Source organism: Paenibacillus pectinilyticus (assembly GCF_001700435.1).
GTDB classification, from domain to species: domain Bacteria; phylum Bacillota; class Bacilli; order Paenibacillales; family NBRC-103111; genus Paenibacillus_E; species Paenibacillus_E pectinilyticus.
In genome coordinates, this window is sequence record NZ_LYPC01000032.1 from 26,919 (window position 1) to 43,501 (window position 16,583).

The window sequence follows — 16,583 nt, forward strand, 5'->3', positions numbered from 1 at the left end:
GTTATTCTGAGCAAAATAGTATCACAAACATTTTGAATGTCAAACAAAAAGTTTGTTAGGCTAAAAAAAAGTATGATTTTCCAGTGCCGCTCATGATACTATGTTAAAAAGATAATGGTAAGAAGAATGACACCAAGAGAGGGGGCATCTCCATGAAGCGATGGTTTGCTAAATCACTCAATCGCAAGCTTATCTTACTTATTTTATTCGCCGTCGTCTTGCCGCTGCTGACCATGGGAACCGTATCCTATCGAATCGCAACCTCCGTGACGGAGGATAAAGCGAAGCAAGCAGGGATGAACACCTTGAAACAGGTGACCGATAAGCTTGATTTTGTCATCCAAGACGTCGAGAATATGTCGATCTTCCTGATCGGACAGCGGGATGTCCAAGCGTACTTAGGCAAGGAAGAAAGCGATATCAACCTATATTCGCAGCTGATCGGAACCTTATGGAACTTATCCTATTCCAAAAAGTATATTGCCAACATCACGATTGCTCCTAAGAACAGCAATCCGGTGTTATTTACAACTACGATCACGAATTCGGGCTTATACCCCCTTTTGCAACAGTACGAATCCGAATATAAAAAAGTACCGAAGTGGTGGTCGCCACCCTATGATATTCAAACCTCGGATGGGCTTCGTAAGGTGATTTCACTGGTGAGACCGATCCGGGATTATAACCTTTTCAAAACGTTAGGAACCTTATCCTTTTCGCTAGACCTGGCAGAAATTGAGCATTATTTGACGGAGTCCGGCTGGGAAGCGAGTGGATTTGTCGTCCTCGTAGACGCGAGTAATCACATTATTGCCGGTGGTGATCCGAAGTGGTTAATGAGAGACATCACTGAGGTGATCCCCAATATGCAGGCATTTACGGGGACAAGCGGGGTATCGAGTGTCCTGCAAGGGATGCATCCCTATACCGTTCTATACAATGCTCTTCCGCGTACAGACTGGAAATTAGTCGGCTTCATTCCGACCAATATTTATCAAAAGCAAAATAACTTCGTTTTGACGGTAACGGCCGTTACGATCATCATTGCGCTCTTGCTGGCGATGGGTTTGGTCTTGTACTTCTTACGCTGGGTAACGAATCCCCTGATGAAGCTGACGAAATACCTCAAGGATATAAACCCGGACGAGACAATTCCTACTTTTGAGGTGAAAAGTGTGGATGAGGTTGGTCTGCTTGTACATAGTTACAATAAGCTGAGTGAGCGGATTGGCCGCCTGAAGGATCAGGTTCAGCTCAATGAGGCGATGAAGAAGGAAGCGGATATTATGGCGCTGCAAGCACAGATTAATCCGCATTTTTTATATAACACACTGTCTTCGATCCACTGGATTGCCTTAATGAATAAGGATCGCCAGATTGCGGAAATGGTCGGTGCACTCAGTGATTTCTTACGATTCAGCCTAAATAAAGGCGAAGAATTCTGTATGGTGCAGCAGGAGGTTTCTCATGCTCAGAACTATGCTTACATTCAGGCGATAAGGTTCCCGGATCAGTTTGAGATTGAATTTTTTATCGACCCAGGGATGACACAGAGTACGATGTTGAAGCTGCTGCTGCAGCCGCTGATCGAGAACAGCTTGATTCATGGCATTCAAAAGAAGAAAACCAAGGGGAATATTTATGTGCATGGCGAGCTGCGCGAGCATCATATGAAATTCATCGTTGAAGATACGGGGCTTGGGATGGATGAAGCGAAGCTGCGGGACATTCAGGGCCAGTTGACTTCGGCAAATCAAAAGCTCGGAATACGAAGCGAAGCGGATGAAGAACGAAAGAAGGTAGTGACCAGCTATGGACTCATTAATGTGCATCGCCGTTTGCTGTTGCATTATGGTATCGGGTCTGGCCTCGTCTTGGAGAGTACGCTCGGAACAGGTACACGTATTACATTCACAATTCCACGAGAGATTGGAGAGTCGTCGGTATGAGAATTCTGATTGTTGATGACGAGGTCATCATTCGAACGGGCCTGTGTACCGTGATTGATTGGAAAGAGCTCGGTTTGGAGCTGCTGCCCGCAGCTTCCTCCGCCGAAGAGGCATTGGAGCGGATTCCCCATGAGAAACCGCATATTGTGCTAACTGATATACGTATGTCGGGGATGGATGGCATCGAGCTTGCCCGGGAAATAAAGCTCATCCTGCCAGATACAGAGATCGTCATTCTCACCGGATATGATGATTTCAGCTATGCGCAGCAAGCTTTACGAGGGGGCGTTACGGACTATTTGCTGAAAACAAGCCGTCCGGAAGAGATTATTAAAGCTGCGCTGAAGGCGAAGCAGAACATCATGGATAAATGGGAGTCTGTGAAACAGGATAATCTGCAGCAAGCAGCGCTTCGCTCACAGTTGCTGGACAGAGCACTGAGTCGGGGCTTGCAAGATGATGAAGAGGCTCGTACACAGCTGCATCAATGGTTTCGTAAGAATGGCGTCGATCCTATAGCGGAGGATGCGAGCTTACCAACTGCACGGCAGGTACTCTTCGTATCCTGTTCGGGCTGGGGAGAGATGCCATTCGCCGATCTGCTTCTGGGCGCAGCAGAGAATATTTTGTACGAGCTGCTGCCGTGTGTGACGCTGATGAAGAAGGATCATTTCGTACTTGTCGTCCGGTATGAGGCAGGAGTCACGGATGCAGCTGGGCTCAAAAACGCGCTCAAACGGGTCAGCGAAACGCTGAAATGCGCGGTGTTTGCAACACTGGGCACCGTAGCCCATGATGATGAGGGACTCCGCGCGTCCTATCGCGCGGCCAAGGACGTTTTTGCCTACCATGGACTGTTGAGTCCTTCTGGGCTGTATACGCTTGAAGATATTCAAGAGCGAAGCGGGAGTCGCACGGTATGTACAGAGAAAGAGGAGTCGGAGCTTGCGGCGATTCTCATGAATGATAATGCGACAGACCTCAGACACTGGGTCAATCAGAAAGTTCGTGCACAGCTGGAGGATGCCGCGGCAACACCGCTGTCTGTTCAAGGGTATTTGCAATCGATGGTGATCGCCGGATATCGCTGGTTAGAGCGAGCTCGTTCTGCTGAGCAGGAGATGTCCGCCCTGAGCGCACTGCCGAAGCTGGAGGGAGAAGGTCGACCTGAAGAAGAGGTGTTTAAGCTATTGTCTGCGATCATGAGTCTGTTCCATCAAGGGCTTGATCAGAGCAAGTATGCCTACATCCACAAGTCGATTGCGTATATTCGGGACAATTTGCATCAGCCCATATCGCTTCAACAGGTAGCGGGCTTCGTTCATATCAATCCCAATCATTTTAGTGAGGTTTTTAAGCGGGAGACAGGCTGTACCTATCTCGAATTCGTTACGCGTGAGCGAATGAAGTTAGCGACAGATATCGTGCAGAGCACGCAAATGAAAGTAAGCGACATTGCCAGAAGAGTGGGCTACGAGGATATCAAATATTTTACCCAACAGTTCAAAAAGCACACGGGAAGAACGCCATCGGAATTTCGCCAGGGAAGTAAAGACTGATAAATGTCCCCCTTCGCGCCGAAGTCTCTCCCGTACCTCTTCCGGTTATTGTCCCCTATACTGAAGGAGTAACGAAGAAAGCTCGCAAGTGAAGGAGCTAGTTGCTACGAAACTTTTAGGAGGTCCGAACGAATGAAAAAGTCATTTATCGTTACATTGGCGGCTACGATGTCCTTATCGTTGTTAGCAGGTTGTGGGTCTAGTGGAACTACAGATGGGGCGAAGGGAAGCACGGCACCAGCGAAAACAGAAACAGCGAAGCCTGCGGAGAAAGTAAAGCTATCCATCTGGCATAACTATACAGGCGAAGATACACGTGCCAAAACAATGCGCGAATATTTGGATAAATTCAAAAAGGATCACCCTAACATCGATTTGGACATTCAGGGGATTCCGCCCGATGGCTACCGTCCACGTCTGAAAACCGTAGCAGCAGCGAATGAAATGCCAGATCTATTCGTAATGTGGCCGGGTGTCATGACGAAGGAGTTCGTTGGCGGCGACTTGATTCAACCGATTAATGAGCTTCTAGACAGCAAACCTGAGTGGAAAGGCAACTTCATGCCAGGATCGTTCGATGATTTCTCCATCTCTGGTAAAACATACGCAGCACCAATGGCTTTATCGCCAACATCCATTCTTTACTACAACAAAGAAATCTTCAACAAATACAACGTACAACCACCGAAAACGTGGGACGACATGATGAAAGCTGTGGAAACGTTCAAAAAGAACAACGTAACGCCAATCGCGCTTGGTAACAAAGCAGCATGGGTTGCACAATCCAGTATCTTGAGTTCCTTGGCTGACCGTGTAACAGGAACAGATTGGTTCTTGAAAGCTGTTGATCAAAACGGCGCGAAGTTCACGGATCCAGAATTCGTTCAATCCTTGACGTACCTGCAACAGCTTGGTAAAGCAGGCGCTTTCCAAGATGGTTTTAACAGCATCGATAACACACAAATGGAACAAATGTTCGCGCAAGGTAAAGCGGCGATGATGATCGATGGCGGTTGGGCACTACCTAACCTAGCGTCGAATACTTCGAAAGAAGCACTTGCCAACTTGGCTGTAACCGTATTGCCATCCGTACCGAACGGTAAAGGTGACCCGAACACACTATCCGGTGTTGTTGGAACAGGTCTAGGTATGAGCAAAAAAGTAACAGGCGCACAGAAACAAGCCGCTTACGAGTTGATCTACGCGTTGTCTGGTCCAGACGCACAGAAAGCGATTTTGGAAGGCAACCAATTGGTTAGCTACAAAGTAGCTTTAGATACAACAAAAGTAACTTCTTTATTCGCGGATGTTTACAAAATGATGGGTACAGTGAAAATGACCCCTGTATACGATGGTAAGCTCAGCTCAGCAAGCGCAGATGTCGTGAATAACGGACTTCAAGAGCTTCTGATGGGCGCTAAGCCAGAGGATATTGCCAAAAAAGTTCAAGATGCACAAGCGAAAGCCGTCGGCAAATAATGATTCGCCAAAGGACTCCAGCCTCAGCCCGGGGCTGGAGCCTTTTTTCTAAAAAAGCTTATGAGGAGGGGCATCATGAACGTGTCCGCAAGAATGAGAGGATTCATCACCGTAGGGCTCCTTCCAGCCTTAGTCATCTATTTGTTTTTCGTTATCGTACCGCTCTTTTGGTCAGCGTATTATGGCTTTTTTGACTGGAAAGGGATCGGTGCGGCTAAATTCATTGGTTTTGACAACTATGTAGAAGTATTTAAAGATCCAATCTTCTGGAAAGCTTTTAAAAATAACATGCTCGTCGTAGCTGCTTCTGTCTTCGGTCAAGTGCCAATTGCGATGATTCTAGCGCTTCTTCTTATGCGCAGCACGCCATTCCAACGTATCATTCGCGCTTCTGTTTTCATGCCAATGGTTTTGTCTTCTGTTGTAGTCGGTATTATCTGGGGTTACATTTATCACCCGCAAATTGGTATTCTGAACTTCCTGCTTGATGGTGTAGGACTTGATAGCTGGAAAAAAGCGTGGCTCTCCGATCCGAAAGTATCGATGTTCGCACTGATGGTGCCGATCATCTGGAATTATATTGGTCCTTATATGATTATGTTTATCGCGGCTTTGCAAAACATTTCGCCTGAGATTGAAGATGCTGCTCAACTGGATGGTGTCGGACCGGTACGCAAGCTATTCGCCGTTACACTGCCTATGATTTGGGACACCGTAAAGGTTGCGATTGTGCTTTGTATTTCGGGCTCTTTGAAAGCATTCGATTTGATCTACGTCATGACAGGCGGCGGCCCTGCACATTCCACGGAATTGCTCGCTTCCTATATGTATAACAGTACTTTCAATGTGTATCGGTTCGGATATGGAAGTGCGATCTCCACAGCGATTATTATTCTTAGCCTAGTCTTAATTGCAGGCAGCCAGTATTTAATGAAGCGAGACTATCGCTAACACAATCATTTTCGGGTAGGAGGGACATCTATGAAGCAAGTTGTAGCGATGCAGACGGGTTTTCCCGCTGGAGCTAAAAAACGTCGATTGTGGTCACGCGGTGTGACTAACACGGTCTTGTCTATTTACGCGCTCGTCACGTTATATCCGTTAATTTGGCTATTTATCAGTGCTTTTAAATCAAATGAAGAGTTTTATTCCCGGCCCTTTCTACTGCCGACGGTTTGGAAGTGGGATAACCTCGTCCGTGCGTGGAAAGTTTCAGGAATGGGGCTCTCCTTATGGAACTCTACCGTTGTAACTGTAGCTTCGTTGGTGCTCACCTTGGTACTAGGTGCACTCGCAGCCTTCGTTTTATCGCGGTTTGAGTTTAAATTGAAGCCGTTTTTCACAGGTTTATTCCTACTCGGCATGCTGATTCCAGTTCATAGTACGTTAGTTCCGCTATTCATTATTATGAAAAAAATAGGGCTGTTGAACACGTACGGGGCCCTCATTCTGCCTTATGTCGCGTTCGAATTACCGCTGGCGATCTTCGTAGTAGCTGCTTATCTCATCTCCATTCCCAAAGAAATTGAAGAAGCCGCGCTGATCGATGGTACGGGCTACTGGGGCATCTTCTTCCGCATGATGCTTCCACTCAGTGTACCCGCGCTTTCAACAGTAGCGATTCTTGGCTTCTTACGGTTCTGGAACGACTTTGCCTTCGCGCTTGTCTTCATTAGTAAGCCTGCGCTCAAAACCGTACCGCTCAGCTTATCGGCATTCGCAACAGGGTATATGACGGATTACGAATTGACGATGGCGGCACTTGCCATTGCCGTGCTTCCGACGATTATCGTGTTCTTGATCTTCCAGGAGCAGATTATGAAGGGGATGACGGCTGGTGCAGTGAAGGGATAGTAGAGGCTATTACCTTTGCAGGGGCTAGAAGCGTGTAAGTTGCGGAACGTCGTTCCGCAACTCCACGAAAATAAGTCATTTACACGAAATACGGAATGTTAATCCGTCCGAATCTTCGGATGGCAAACAAACAGACCACCAAGCAGATGCCTCTGCTTGGTGGTCTGTTTGTTCCAGCTACGATTTGCCCTTGCGAGTCATCTCCGCAAGGGACACCCACTGCTCATCGGTCACCTCGAGCAGGTCGTTGAACTGCCCAGCGCCTTGCAGCCACTCGCCGCCGTCAATTGTGATCACTTCGCCGTTAATATACGCGGCGTAGTCCGAAATCAGATAAGCGGCGAGGTTCGCCAGCTCATCTTTTTCCCCGACCCGTCCCAGCGGGACGCGGTTCAGGAGCTTCTGCGACAGCTCGGGCGTGGGAGCCAGTCGGCTCCACGCGCCGTCGGTCGGGAACAAGCCCGGCGCGATCGCGACTTGCCGGATCCCGTAACGCGCCCACTCCACCGCGAGGGAGCGGGTGAGGGCGAGCACGCCGGCCTTCGCGGCGGCGGAAGGCACAACGAAGGCGGATCCGGTGGAGGCGTAGGAGGTGACGATGTTCAGCATCGTACCGCCAACGCCTTGCTCGATCCACCTTTTACCCAGCTCCAGCGTGGTGTAGAACGTCCCGTGCAGCACAATATTCAGCACCGCATCGACCGCTCGGGGTGAGAGATCCTCCGTCGGGCTGGCGAAATTGCCCGCCGCATTATTAATCAGCACGTCGATGCGACCGAAGTGCTGCTCTACCGCGGTGATCATCGCAGCAACCTGCTGCGGATCACGCACATCGCAGGGATGGTAGAATACATCCCCGCCAGTAACGCTCATCTCAGCCGCCGCCTTCGCGAGCACTTCTTCACGCCGGCTCGTGATGGCCAATTTGGCGCCAAGCGCCAGAAACTTCTCACCCATCGCACGGCCTAGCCCTGTGCCGCCGCCTGTAATCAACACCACTTTATCCTGAAGTAATGTACCGTCGAACATGCCCCTCACGCTCCTTTAACATCATGGATATGGGTGATTAAGTTCATGAACTATTTATGCCGTTAAGAAAAAGGGAACGCTTACAATGTTGCTGATATCTCATGTTCTCACATCTGGAAGGATACTGTCCAGCACGAAAATGGTAGAAAACTCGGGAACTGTATTGGAGGATCATCCATCCCTTGACAACCCAATCTTCACACCCTATACTAATAATTAATAAACTTAATTAATATATAGAAATGACAGGAATGAGGGGTAAGGTTTGGCCAAACACTCCGCAGATCAGACATCTGTCCGGATCATTAATCAGAATTTGATTTTAAATGAGATCCGTGTAAACCATAGTGTGACTAGAAGCGGTCTATCCAAGGCTCTTCAGCTAAGCGTGCCAAGTGTTTGCACGAATGTCGATAAATTGATCGAGCTCGGGATCATTCATGAGACGGGTGAGGAATCGACTAGCGTTGGCCGCAAGGCTCAAATGTTGAAGATGAATAATGACTTTGGGTATCTCATTTCCATTGATTTAAGTAACCCGTGTATCACGATTGCGATCAGCAACTTGAAGCCCGATATTCTCGGTGAAATCAAGTTTGATTTAGAGCAATTCCAACTTGAGCAATTAACGGATCTGCTTTTAGCGAAAATCGAAGAATTGTTGGCAGCCAGTAGACTACCTTTAGATAAATTATTGGCGATTTCTATCTCTGTACCAGGTACAGTCGATAGCACGCAAGGTATCGTAGATTGTGGTTCTTATTTAGCTCCGCTGGGCAAGGTACCGTTTCGTCAGCTTTTTCAGAGTAAGTATGATATTCCTATTCTAATGCAGAAGGACATCGACGCGGCTGTTATTGCCGAGATGACTTATGGCATCGCCAAGGAGTACCGGAATGTTGTTTTTGTCAGCGCTGACGTCGGTATTGGTCTTGGTATCATATTGAATGGTAGTCTATTTAAAGGCAGTTCGAATGCGTCCGGAGAATTGGGTAACTTCGTTATGGATCGTAAATCAGTGCCAGAAGGTGCAGTAACAGAACGATTAATTGATTTGGTTTCGGTCCGTGCACTAGTACTGGCTGTTAAGCAGGATCTGGCATCTGGTGAACAAAGCAGTGTGTTAGATGAGGCAGGCGGACAGAGCGAGAAGATTGATTTTAATACGATTATTAAATGTACACTAGCAGGGGATCCGTTATGCGTAAAACATGTAACCGAATGTGCTCGGATGATGGGGATCGCCGTTTCGAATATGCTGTTGCTTTTAGATTTGGAGTGCGTCATCCTCGGTGGAGGCTTTGTAACGTTGGGGACCGCTTATACGGATACGCTATCAACTGAAGTACGCAGGCTTATTCCGTCCAATCCCCGTATTGTGACGAGCCAATTAAAGAATAAAGCAGTACTGTTAGGTGGATTTAGTATCGGATTATCGTCGATTTTCGAGGATGTGTTGAAAGAAAGGCTGTAGGGAAGAGGCCTTTTTTTATTTAATTAATTAATAAAGTTAACTAACTATTGACCATTAGGCAATCCACTTGTCTAATTTCAATATATAAAACTTACGAAAAGGGAGTGTTACGTTAATGCGAAACAAAAAAGTAAGTCGATTTGCGGTTAGTTTGGTCCTTGCAACGATGGTAGGCGGTTTGTTGGCAGGCTGCGGGAGCGAAAAGGTTGAAGCGCCAAAGAATGAAAGCGGTTCAAAATCGACAGCAGCCAGCAAAGAAATTAAATTACGTGTGGCTACATCGTTCGCCGGATCGGATCCTTGGGTTTCTGCTTGGACGGAAGCAGTGAAGGATTTTCAAACCAAAAATCCAAACGTGAAGATCGTCGATGAATCCACACCCGTCAATCAAGAGGCCCTTCGCACGAAAATTAAAGCGGACACGGCTACTGGCAACCTCGCGGATGTGATGTTCTACTTCAATGGCAGTGAGACCAAGATGCTGGAAGAATCCAACAAGATCGTCACCTGGGAAGATGAATTGAAAAAAGACCCAGAGTGGGCCAAAAATTTCAATACTTCGATCGTGGATAAAGTGAAATACAATAATAAACTGTATGCCTTGCCTTATATCGGTTTCTACGAAGGCTTGTTCTGGAATAAAGCACTTTTTGATAAATTCCAATTAGAAGCACCAACGACTTACAGCGCGTTCATGAAAGCAGTTGATGTTTTCGCCAAAAATGACATTATCCCGTTTGCTACATCGTTAACTACGCCTTATATCCAAGAAGCGCTTGTCTTATCGCTTGTGGGTCCTGAAGGTCAGAAGCAAGCGTATGATCCGTCTTGGGCGCCTGCGCTTGATATGATTAAAGATTTGACCGAAAAGAAAGCGTTTCCTAAGGACGCCTTGACCCTTGATGATGACAAAGCGCAAGCATTGTTCTCTGGCGAAAAGGCTGCCATGATGTTCAACGGTTCTTGGACAGCAGTGGGCTTATCCAAAAATCCTAACATTAAGATCACCCCATTCCCACTCGTACCTGGGGGCAAAGGCGACAATATGATCGTCTCGGGCTTCGGCTCTGGTTGGTATATGAAGAAGAATGATGATAAGGCGCAATATGATGCAGCCTTGGCTTTTATCAAATATATGACATCTCCTGAGGTTGCAGGGAAATTTGCAGCGATTGGCGGGACTTATGCCGTCAAGACGACGGATTCAGGTAATATGGCGGAGCTTTTGAAAATGGGGAATGCGATGGTCGCGCAAGCGAAAGATTTCGTTCTGCCGATCGATTCTTTTGTATCCCGCGAGTCGTACACGGAATTCCTGAAAGGTATTTCCTACGTGGCTTATAGTAAAAAAACAGCTGACCAAGTGCTTAAGCAGGCGAAAGAGCTTAGCGGCCACAACTAATCGCCATATTGTTGGGTGCTCCCGGGGCTATTCATATGATTATTATGCTTGCGCCATGAACCGGGGGCATGCTTTCTAGAGGAGGAACAACGGTTGTGAATTTCAAAGATAAAAGATATATCGTGCTTTTCCTTTCTCCGACAGTGATCCTATTGTTTACGTTTCTCATATATCCATTGATTCAATCGGTTTATTACAGCTTTTGCGAATGGTACAACTTTTCTAATGAAAAGAAGTTCATCGGATTGGCGAATTACAATCAACTCATACATGATCCAGTTATTTGGATTGCACTGAAGAATACGTTGATTCTGACGGTGGGAGCGATTGTACTTCAAGTTGGAGGGGGATTAGTACTTGCACTGCTTTCGGATAGTATTAAGCGAGGTTTTAAGTTTTTTCGAACGGTTTTCTTTTTCCCCATCATTATCTCAGGTACAGCGATCGGCTTAATGTTTTCGATTATTTATAATTACGACTATGGTCTGCTGAATGCAATTATGCGGGCTTTTGGATTGTCTGAGCAAGTATGGCTGACAGAGAAGAGCGCGATCTATCTCGTGTTAATTCCGATTTTGTGGCAGTACGTAGGCTTCTACTTCGTCATTTTCCTGACGGGTATCTCCAAGATTCCAGAGGACATTTATGAGTCCGCACAGCTTGACGGGATTACGGGTATTCAAAAAGCATTCAAAATCACGATTCCGCTCATGCGGGATGTTACGGCCGCGTGTCTCACACTAGCAACTGCAGGTGCGCTCAAAGTGTTTGATGTCGTTTATATCGTGACCAAGGGTGGACCTATGAATGCCAGTGAGTTGTTAAGTACGTATATGTACGACAAGGCCTTTAATGGTCAAAATGCAGGATACGCAAGCACAATTGTCATTGCTATGATGCTGCTTGGCGTGCTGATCACGGTTGTGCTCAATAAAGCAGTGAAGAAAGATACGATTAGCTACTGAATGCATCATTCTGTATGCTCGGACAGGTAGGTGATAGACATGTCAACTCTCGTGGGAAGAGTCGGTAAAAGGGTGGGGCCACGCGACTATGCAGCTAAAACGATGGTCTATGCGCTTCTGATTGTCTGGTCCTGCACAACCATTCTACCGGTATTATGGGTTCTACTGAACAGTTTCAAATCATCACAAGAAATTTTGACGAACGCCTTTGGCGTTCCACATACCTTTGATTTCAACAACTATATTAAGTTGAACCATTATGGCAATATCAATATATTGCGGGGCTTTGCGAATAGCTTGATCATCTCGGGCTCGGTTGTTGTCGGAGTAACTTTCATTGGCGGGCTAGCCGCCTTCATCTTGTCGCGATTTCAGTTCGCAGGTAAAAAGGCTTTTAATATTCTTTTCGTGATCTGTATGCTGTTGCCGCAGTTTGCGGTCATTATTCCTAATTTCATTATTATTAAAGAAATCGGTTTGAACGGCACTTATTTATCTGTTATTTTGCCGCAAATTGCTGGGAATTTGAGCTTCGCCATCATCATGATGACCGGATTCATGGCGTCCTTACCTGCGGAACTTGAAGAGGCAGCTGTCATGGACGGAGCGAGCATATGGAAGATTTATTATCGCATTTTGCTGCCGCTATGCATTCCGATTTTTGCTACCGTATCGATCATGGTTTTTTTATGGTCGTATAATGAACTATTGATGCCGCTCGTCTATTTACCGGTTCGCGATATGCAGCCAATTTCCGTGCTGCTTTCGTATGTATCTAACTCTTACGGCACCGATTATGGCGCCATGATGGCGGCAATTACGATATCGATTGTGCCGCTGCTCGTGCTCTATTTGCTATCGCAAGAAACTGTCATTAAAGGTATGACCGCTGGTGCGGTGAAAGGTTAAACTCTGGAGGTATATGAAATGGTTAACGCATTACAAATAATAGTCATCACAGCACATCCTGACGAAGCTGAGATTTATGCGGGTGGAACCGCTGCTTTATACGCCGAAATGGGACACCGGGTCAAATTCGTTTCTTTAACGAATGGCGAATGTGGACACTATCAGATGGAAGGGAAGCAACTGGTAGAGAGAAGAGCGGAAGAGGCTAAGGAAGCGGCGCGCAGATTAGGGGTGCTTGAATATACGATCTTGGATATTCCGGATGGTCAGTTATCACCAACTTACGAAATTAGGGCGGAAGTCATCCGACAAATCCGCAACTGGAAAGCCGATGTGGTCATTACTTTTCATCCAGACGGACCAGGGCATGTGGACAATCGCACCGTTGGGAAAATTGTGCGAGACGCGGCAGATTTCATCGCTATGGTGCCCAACGCCGTTTCCGATGCGCCACATCTGCTGAAATCGCCTTTATTCTTGCTGATGCCGGATTATGCGAAGCGGAATGGATATAACCCGGATATCGTTGTCGATATCGGGTCTGTGATTGAGAAGAAGCTCCTCGGCTGCGATGCGCACGCTTCACAGTTTTACGAATTCGCTCCATGGCAGCGAAGTCTGCTTGATCAGGTTCCAGCGGGCTGGGAACGAAGAAGGGACTATATTTTAAAATGGTGGAGCACGTTCCTTGAAGTTTCGCCAGAAATGGTACCAACGCTAGCGGCTACTTATGGCAAGGATAAAGCAGACAACGTTCAATACGCAGAGCCGTTTGAAATTGCTGATTTCGGCCGAAGACCGGATGACGAGGAGAAGAAATGGTTATTCCCGATGCTCTATTAGTGAATTGTTCATGCACATGACAATAATGAACGGAAGTCCCCTGTCGTTGAAGTCGGGGGATTTCTATTTATAGAGAAGGTTGGTTGTATGCGGTATTTGTTCAACATAAATAAGAGCTTGAGTGTGCTGCAATGGTTTATTTTTATGATCGCTAGCGCTGTCGCTTTGCCAATCGTGATTGGCAGCGTGTTTCACCTACCACAGCACGAAGTTGCGTCACTCATGCAGCGTACGTTCTTCGTTGTTGGGGTAAGTTCATTGTTGCAGGCTCTGTTGGGACACCGATTCCCGATTGTTGACGGACCTGCGGGTTCTTGGGTCAGTGTTTTTATTATGATGGCCGGCATGGCTGCACAGCAAGGGCAAGATGCGAGGGAAGCTCTGCAATTGCTGCAGGGAGGCCTGCTAGTAGCTGGCGTTCTGCTATTTATACTAGGATTGACCGGCTTATTCTATAAGCTTTTAACGTTGTTCACCCCATTGGTGACCAATACGTTTCTATTTATTTTATCCATGCAATTAAGCGGTGTATTCTTAAAAGGGATGCTTGGACTTGGGGGAGCGGGGCCTGTCAATTACGGGAGCGCCGTCATTGCTTTTCTAATATTTTCATTCGTGACCGTCTTGACTATAAAAGGAAAAGGCTGGATGCGTAATTACGCGGTGCTGCTAGGCATCATCATTGGATGGTCAGCACATGCACTTGTCGTCAGCGATCGTGTTCCGCAATCGTTCATGGCAGGATCAAGTAGCTGGGTAATATTTCCTAAGATATTTGCTTGGGGATTGCCGCATTTGAACCCAGGTATGGCGGTTACAGCTGTGTTATTCACGCTGATCTTAGTTTCTAATCTGATCGCTGCAATATCTGCGGCTCAGCAGGTCGTGCCAGGACGAGAAAACTCGAATCGGATGATCTACAACCGGAGTAGTATGATAGGAGGGCTTTCCCACGGACTGACCGCTCTATTTTCTGCGATTGGGGTTGTTCCCCTTCCTGTGACCACGAGCTTCATTCGCATGACAGGACAAACACAGCGAAAGCCCTTCCTGCTAGCTTGTTTGGTCTTAACGGCCATATCTCTTATGCCTGGGATTGTTAATTTTCTATCTCTGCTGCCTACGTCGATAGCGAGTGCCATTTCGTTAGCCACCTTTGTACAAATGACAGGAAACTCATTCCGTTCCTTATCACGGGTGACGGAAAGTCAACGTGACCTTACGATTCTAGGAATCGGATTGGTCATCGGTGTGGGATTCACACTGGTTGCCTCTTCGTCGTCGCAAGGGCTTCCTGTCGCTATGCAATACGTGCTTGGGAACGGTTTGCTGTTCGCTACACTGCTGGTCATGGTGCTCGAGCAGTTATGGCGTTCCAAACCTTGCAGTGCCGTAGCGTAAAACCTATAAAGCTATCATTAATAAAAGCCTACAGCTTTGGTCATTCCCCCGTCTAATTAACAGGGGGTGTCCAGCTGCAGGCTTTTTGTGTAACACGAACCCTCTACTCCGCCAAAACGAATTTCTCCAACACATGCCTCACGCCATCATCATTATTGCTCTTCGTCACGAAGTTCGCTAGCGCCTTCAATTCAGGCAAGGCATTCTCCATCGCAACGCCAAGACCAGCGACTTCCAGCATTTCTCGATCATTCCAAGCATCGCCCAGCGCAATGACTTCATCTAATGTACAGCCAATGTGCGCAGCAAGGAAGGTGATGGCATGCCCCTTCGTGCCTTCCTTATGCATGAACTCCAAATAATGAGGCTTGGACTTCGTAATATGAAGCTGATCACCCAGAAGAGGAAGCAGCTCTTCACGGATTTGATCACAAACCTCTGGTTTATCTACGATCAACATTTTCGGCTGTGGAATATCAATCCATTGGCGCAAATCGCCGATGATATAAGGCGTTTTAGACAGACGTACATAATTCTTTATCTTATCGTTGTCCTCGGCTGCATAAAGCTCATCCCCATGGTAAAGCTGAAGATGATAGTTGTTTTTTTCGCAATAGTCCAGCAGGAAGCGGGCACTTTCTACAGGCACAGTGCGCTCATAGAGCACTTCCTCATCCAGTAGATTTTTGATCAAAGCCCCTTGATACGTAATGATGGGGACATTCAATCCGACTCGATTGGCGATTTTGGCTGCAGAAGGGAAGCTTCTTCCTGTGGCTATCGTGACCATTACGCCTTTGGCAACCGCTTGATGCATGGCATCTACGGTCTCTTGCGAAATCGTCAAATCATCACGCAGCAGCGTATCATCTAAGTCAGCAGCAACTAATTTATACGTCATGTTTCTCACCGATCCTATTCGTCATCTCTATTAAAATTCTGCTAATAGCATACCCGAATTAGTAGCGAATTGCTACAATAAGCACATAGGCGTTAACGAAAAGGAGGCACGTTCCTGATGACATCATCGTATACAATGAAGCTAGAAAAATGGCTTAGAGCCCACGCGGACGTGGCTAATGCTTCAAGCATGGAAGCTTATATGAAGAATTATTTTCCATTATTAGGAATCCGGAACCCGGCGCGCGTTGCGCTGACGAAGCAATTCACCAAGGAGCACGGCATCCCGAAAGGGGAGGAAGCGGTTCAGGTGGCCCAAGAGCTATGGGCATTACCGGAGCGTGAATTTGCCTACACGGCGATTATGATGTTGTTGCAAGTGAGAAAAACAGTGAAAGCCGAGCACATCGACCTGCTGGAGCATTTCATTGTGACTAACTCATGGTGGGACTCTGTGGACACAATTGCTGATCACTTGATTGGTTACCACTTTCAGCGGTTCCCAGAGCTAATCCCGGCTTACGTCGCGAAGTGGTTGGCTTCGGATAACATGTGGCTGCAAAGAACGGCAATCTTATTTCAGTTGAAATATAAAAAGAAGACCGATGTCACGCTGTTATTTCACTGTATTACGGTCATGGCCGATTCTAAGGAATTCTTCATCCGTAAAGCGATAGGCTGGGCATTGCGTGAATACTCCAAAACGGATGCTGCTGCTGTACAATCCTTTGTCGCAAGCACCGAATTATCTCCGCTTAGTGTACGGGAGGCGCTGAAGGTGATTGAGCGCAAACAACCAATTACTGGATCATAGCTGAA

General features: G+C 47.0%; 14 protein-coding genes. 12 read left to right on the top strand and 2 right to left on the bottom strand.

All coding sequences use genetic code 11. The annotated features are described in order from the left end of the window. The first annotated feature begins 152 nt into the window (after positions 1 to 152). The 5 genes from A8709_RS33255 to A8709_RS33275 all read left to right on the top strand — a co-directional run bounded on the left by A8709_RS33255 (position 153) and on the right by A8709_RS33275 (position 6,841). Positions 153 to 1,949: a cache domain-containing sensor histidine kinase gene (locus A8709_RS33255; RefSeq protein ID WP_065859440.1), complete on the top strand. Its 1,797-nt coding sequence runs from the start codon at positions 153 to 155 to the stop codon at positions 1,947 to 1,949. Further along, positions 1,946 to 3,508, top strand: a complete 1,563-nt coding sequence (locus A8709_RS33260; protein ID WP_065859442.1) for a response regulator transcription factor — start codon at positions 1,946 to 1,948, stop codon at positions 3,506 to 3,508. The genes A8709_RS33255 and A8709_RS33260 overlap by 4 nt, the downstream gene beginning before the upstream one ends. Positions 3,509 to 3,640: 132 nt before the next feature. Continuing rightward, positions 3,641 to 4,987: an extracellular solute-binding protein gene (locus A8709_RS33265; protein ID WP_065859444.1), complete on the top strand. Its 1,347-nt coding sequence runs from the start codon at positions 3,641 to 3,643 to the stop codon at positions 4,985 to 4,987. A gap of 75 nt (positions 4,988 to 5,062) precedes the next feature. Next, the gene (locus A8709_RS33270) at positions 5,063 to 5,938 is read left to right on the top strand and encodes a carbohydrate ABC transporter permease (protein WP_065859446.1); all 876 of its coding nucleotides are present in this window, start codon (positions 5,063 to 5,065) and stop codon (positions 5,936 to 5,938) included. Between the two features lie 30 nt (positions 5,939 to 5,968). After that, positions 5,969 to 6,841 carry a carbohydrate ABC transporter permease gene (locus tag A8709_RS33275; RefSeq protein WP_065859448.1) on the top strand — a complete coding sequence of 291 codons (873 nt, stop codon included), beginning with the start codon at positions 5,969 to 5,971 and terminating at the stop codon, positions 6,839 to 6,841. A gap of 177 nt (positions 6,842 to 7,018) precedes the next feature. On the opposite strand, the gene A8709_RS33280 is transcribed toward A8709_RS33275, so the two are convergent. Further along, entirely contained in the window at positions 7,019 to 7,870 is an 852-nt protein-coding gene (locus A8709_RS33280; RefSeq protein ID WP_065859450.1) for an SDR family oxidoreductase, read from the bottom strand. A 265-nt stretch (positions 7,871 to 8,135) separates the two neighbouring features. Here A8709_RS33280 and A8709_RS33285 point away from each other — a divergent pair, with 265 nt between their 5' ends. From A8709_RS33285 to A8709_RS33310, 6 genes are all read left to right on the top strand, one after another. After that, on the top strand, positions 8,136 to 9,344 hold the full coding sequence (locus tag A8709_RS33285) for an ROK family protein (protein WP_065859452.1): 1,209 nt from the start codon (positions 8,136 to 8,138) through the stop codon (positions 9,342 to 9,344). Positions 9,345 to 9,459: 115 nt separating this feature from the next. Continuing rightward, on the top strand, positions 9,460 to 10,746 hold the full coding sequence (locus A8709_RS33290; RefSeq protein ID WP_065859454.1) for an ABC transporter substrate-binding protein: 1,287 nt from the start codon (positions 9,460 to 9,462) through the stop codon (positions 10,744 to 10,746). A 95-nt stretch (positions 10,747 to 10,841) separates the two neighbouring features. After that, positions 10,842 to 11,711 carry a carbohydrate ABC transporter permease gene (locus A8709_RS33295; RefSeq protein ID WP_244163383.1) on the top strand — a complete coding sequence of 290 codons (870 nt, stop codon included), beginning with the start codon at positions 10,842 to 10,844 and terminating at the stop codon, positions 11,709 to 11,711. Between the two features lie 39 nt (positions 11,712 to 11,750). Continuing rightward, complete coding sequence (locus A8709_RS33300) at positions 11,751 to 12,620, top strand: carbohydrate ABC transporter permease (protein ID WP_084225744.1); 870 nt, start codon at positions 11,751 to 11,753, stop codon at positions 12,618 to 12,620. Positions 12,621 to 12,638: 18 nt separating this feature from the next. After that, entirely contained in the window at positions 12,639 to 13,463 is an 825-nt protein-coding gene (locus A8709_RS33305) for a PIG-L deacetylase family protein (protein ID WP_065859458.1), read from the top strand. An 87-nt stretch (positions 13,464 to 13,550) separates the two neighbouring features. Next, positions 13,551 to 14,864: a purine/pyrimidine permease gene (locus tag A8709_RS33310; RefSeq protein WP_065859460.1), complete on the top strand. Its 1,314-nt coding sequence runs from the start codon at positions 13,551 to 13,553 to the stop codon at positions 14,862 to 14,864. 103 nt (positions 14,865 to 14,967) lie between these two features. Here the strand turns inward: A8709_RS33310 and A8709_RS33315 are convergent, their stop codons facing one another. After that, positions 14,968 to 15,765, bottom strand: coding sequence for a Cof-type HAD-IIB family hydrolase (locus A8709_RS33315; RefSeq protein ID WP_065859461.1), 798 nt, complete (start codon positions 15,763 to 15,765; stop codon positions 14,968 to 14,970). 117 nt (positions 15,766 to 15,882) lie between these two features. Between A8709_RS33315 and A8709_RS33320 the strand changes: the two genes are divergently transcribed. Then, on the top strand, positions 15,883 to 16,578 hold the full coding sequence (locus A8709_RS33320) for a DNA alkylation repair protein (RefSeq protein ID WP_065859464.1): 696 nt from the start codon (positions 15,883 to 15,885) through the stop codon (positions 16,576 to 16,578). The last annotated feature ends 5 nt before the right edge of the window (positions 16,579 to 16,583 follow it).

Coding starts and splice junctions, on each gene's coding strand:
- A8709_RS33255 (WP_065859440.1), top strand. CDS start 153: ATGAAGCGATGGTTTGCTAAATCACTCAATCGCAAGCTTATCTTACTT.
- A8709_RS33260 (WP_065859442.1), top strand. CDS start 1,946: ATGAGAATTCTGATTGTTGATGACGAGGTCATCATTCGAACGGGCCTG.
- A8709_RS33265 (WP_065859444.1), top strand. CDS start 3,641: ATGAAAAAGTCATTTATCGTTACATTGGCGGCTACGATGTCCTTATCG.
- A8709_RS33270 (WP_065859446.1), top strand. CDS start 5,063: ATGAACGTGTCCGCAAGAATGAGAGGATTCATCACCGTAGGGCTCCTT.
- A8709_RS33275 (WP_065859448.1), top strand. CDS start 5,969: ATGAAGCAAGTTGTAGCGATGCAGACGGGTTTTCCCGCTGGAGCTAAA.
- A8709_RS33280 (WP_065859450.1), bottom strand. CDS start 7,870: ATGTTCGACGGTACATTACTTCAGGATAAAGTGGTGTTGATTACAGGC.
- A8709_RS33290 (WP_065859454.1), top strand. CDS start 9,460: ATGCGAAACAAAAAAGTAAGTCGATTTGCGGTTAGTTTGGTCCTTGCA.
- A8709_RS33300 (WP_084225744.1), top strand. CDS start 11,751: ATGTCAACTCTCGTGGGAAGAGTCGGTAAAAGGGTGGGGCCACGCGAC.
- A8709_RS33305 (WP_065859458.1), top strand. CDS start 12,639: ATGGTTAACGCATTACAAATAATAGTCATCACAGCACATCCTGACGAA.
- A8709_RS33310 (WP_065859460.1), top strand. CDS start 13,551: ATGCGGTATTTGTTCAACATAAATAAGAGCTTGAGTGTGCTGCAATGG.
- A8709_RS33315 (WP_065859461.1), bottom strand. CDS start 15,765: ATGACGTATAAATTAGTTGCTGCTGACTTAGATGATACGCTGCTGCGT.
- A8709_RS33320 (WP_065859464.1), top strand. CDS start 15,883: ATGACATCATCGTATACAATGAAGCTAGAAAAATGGCTTAGAGCCCAC.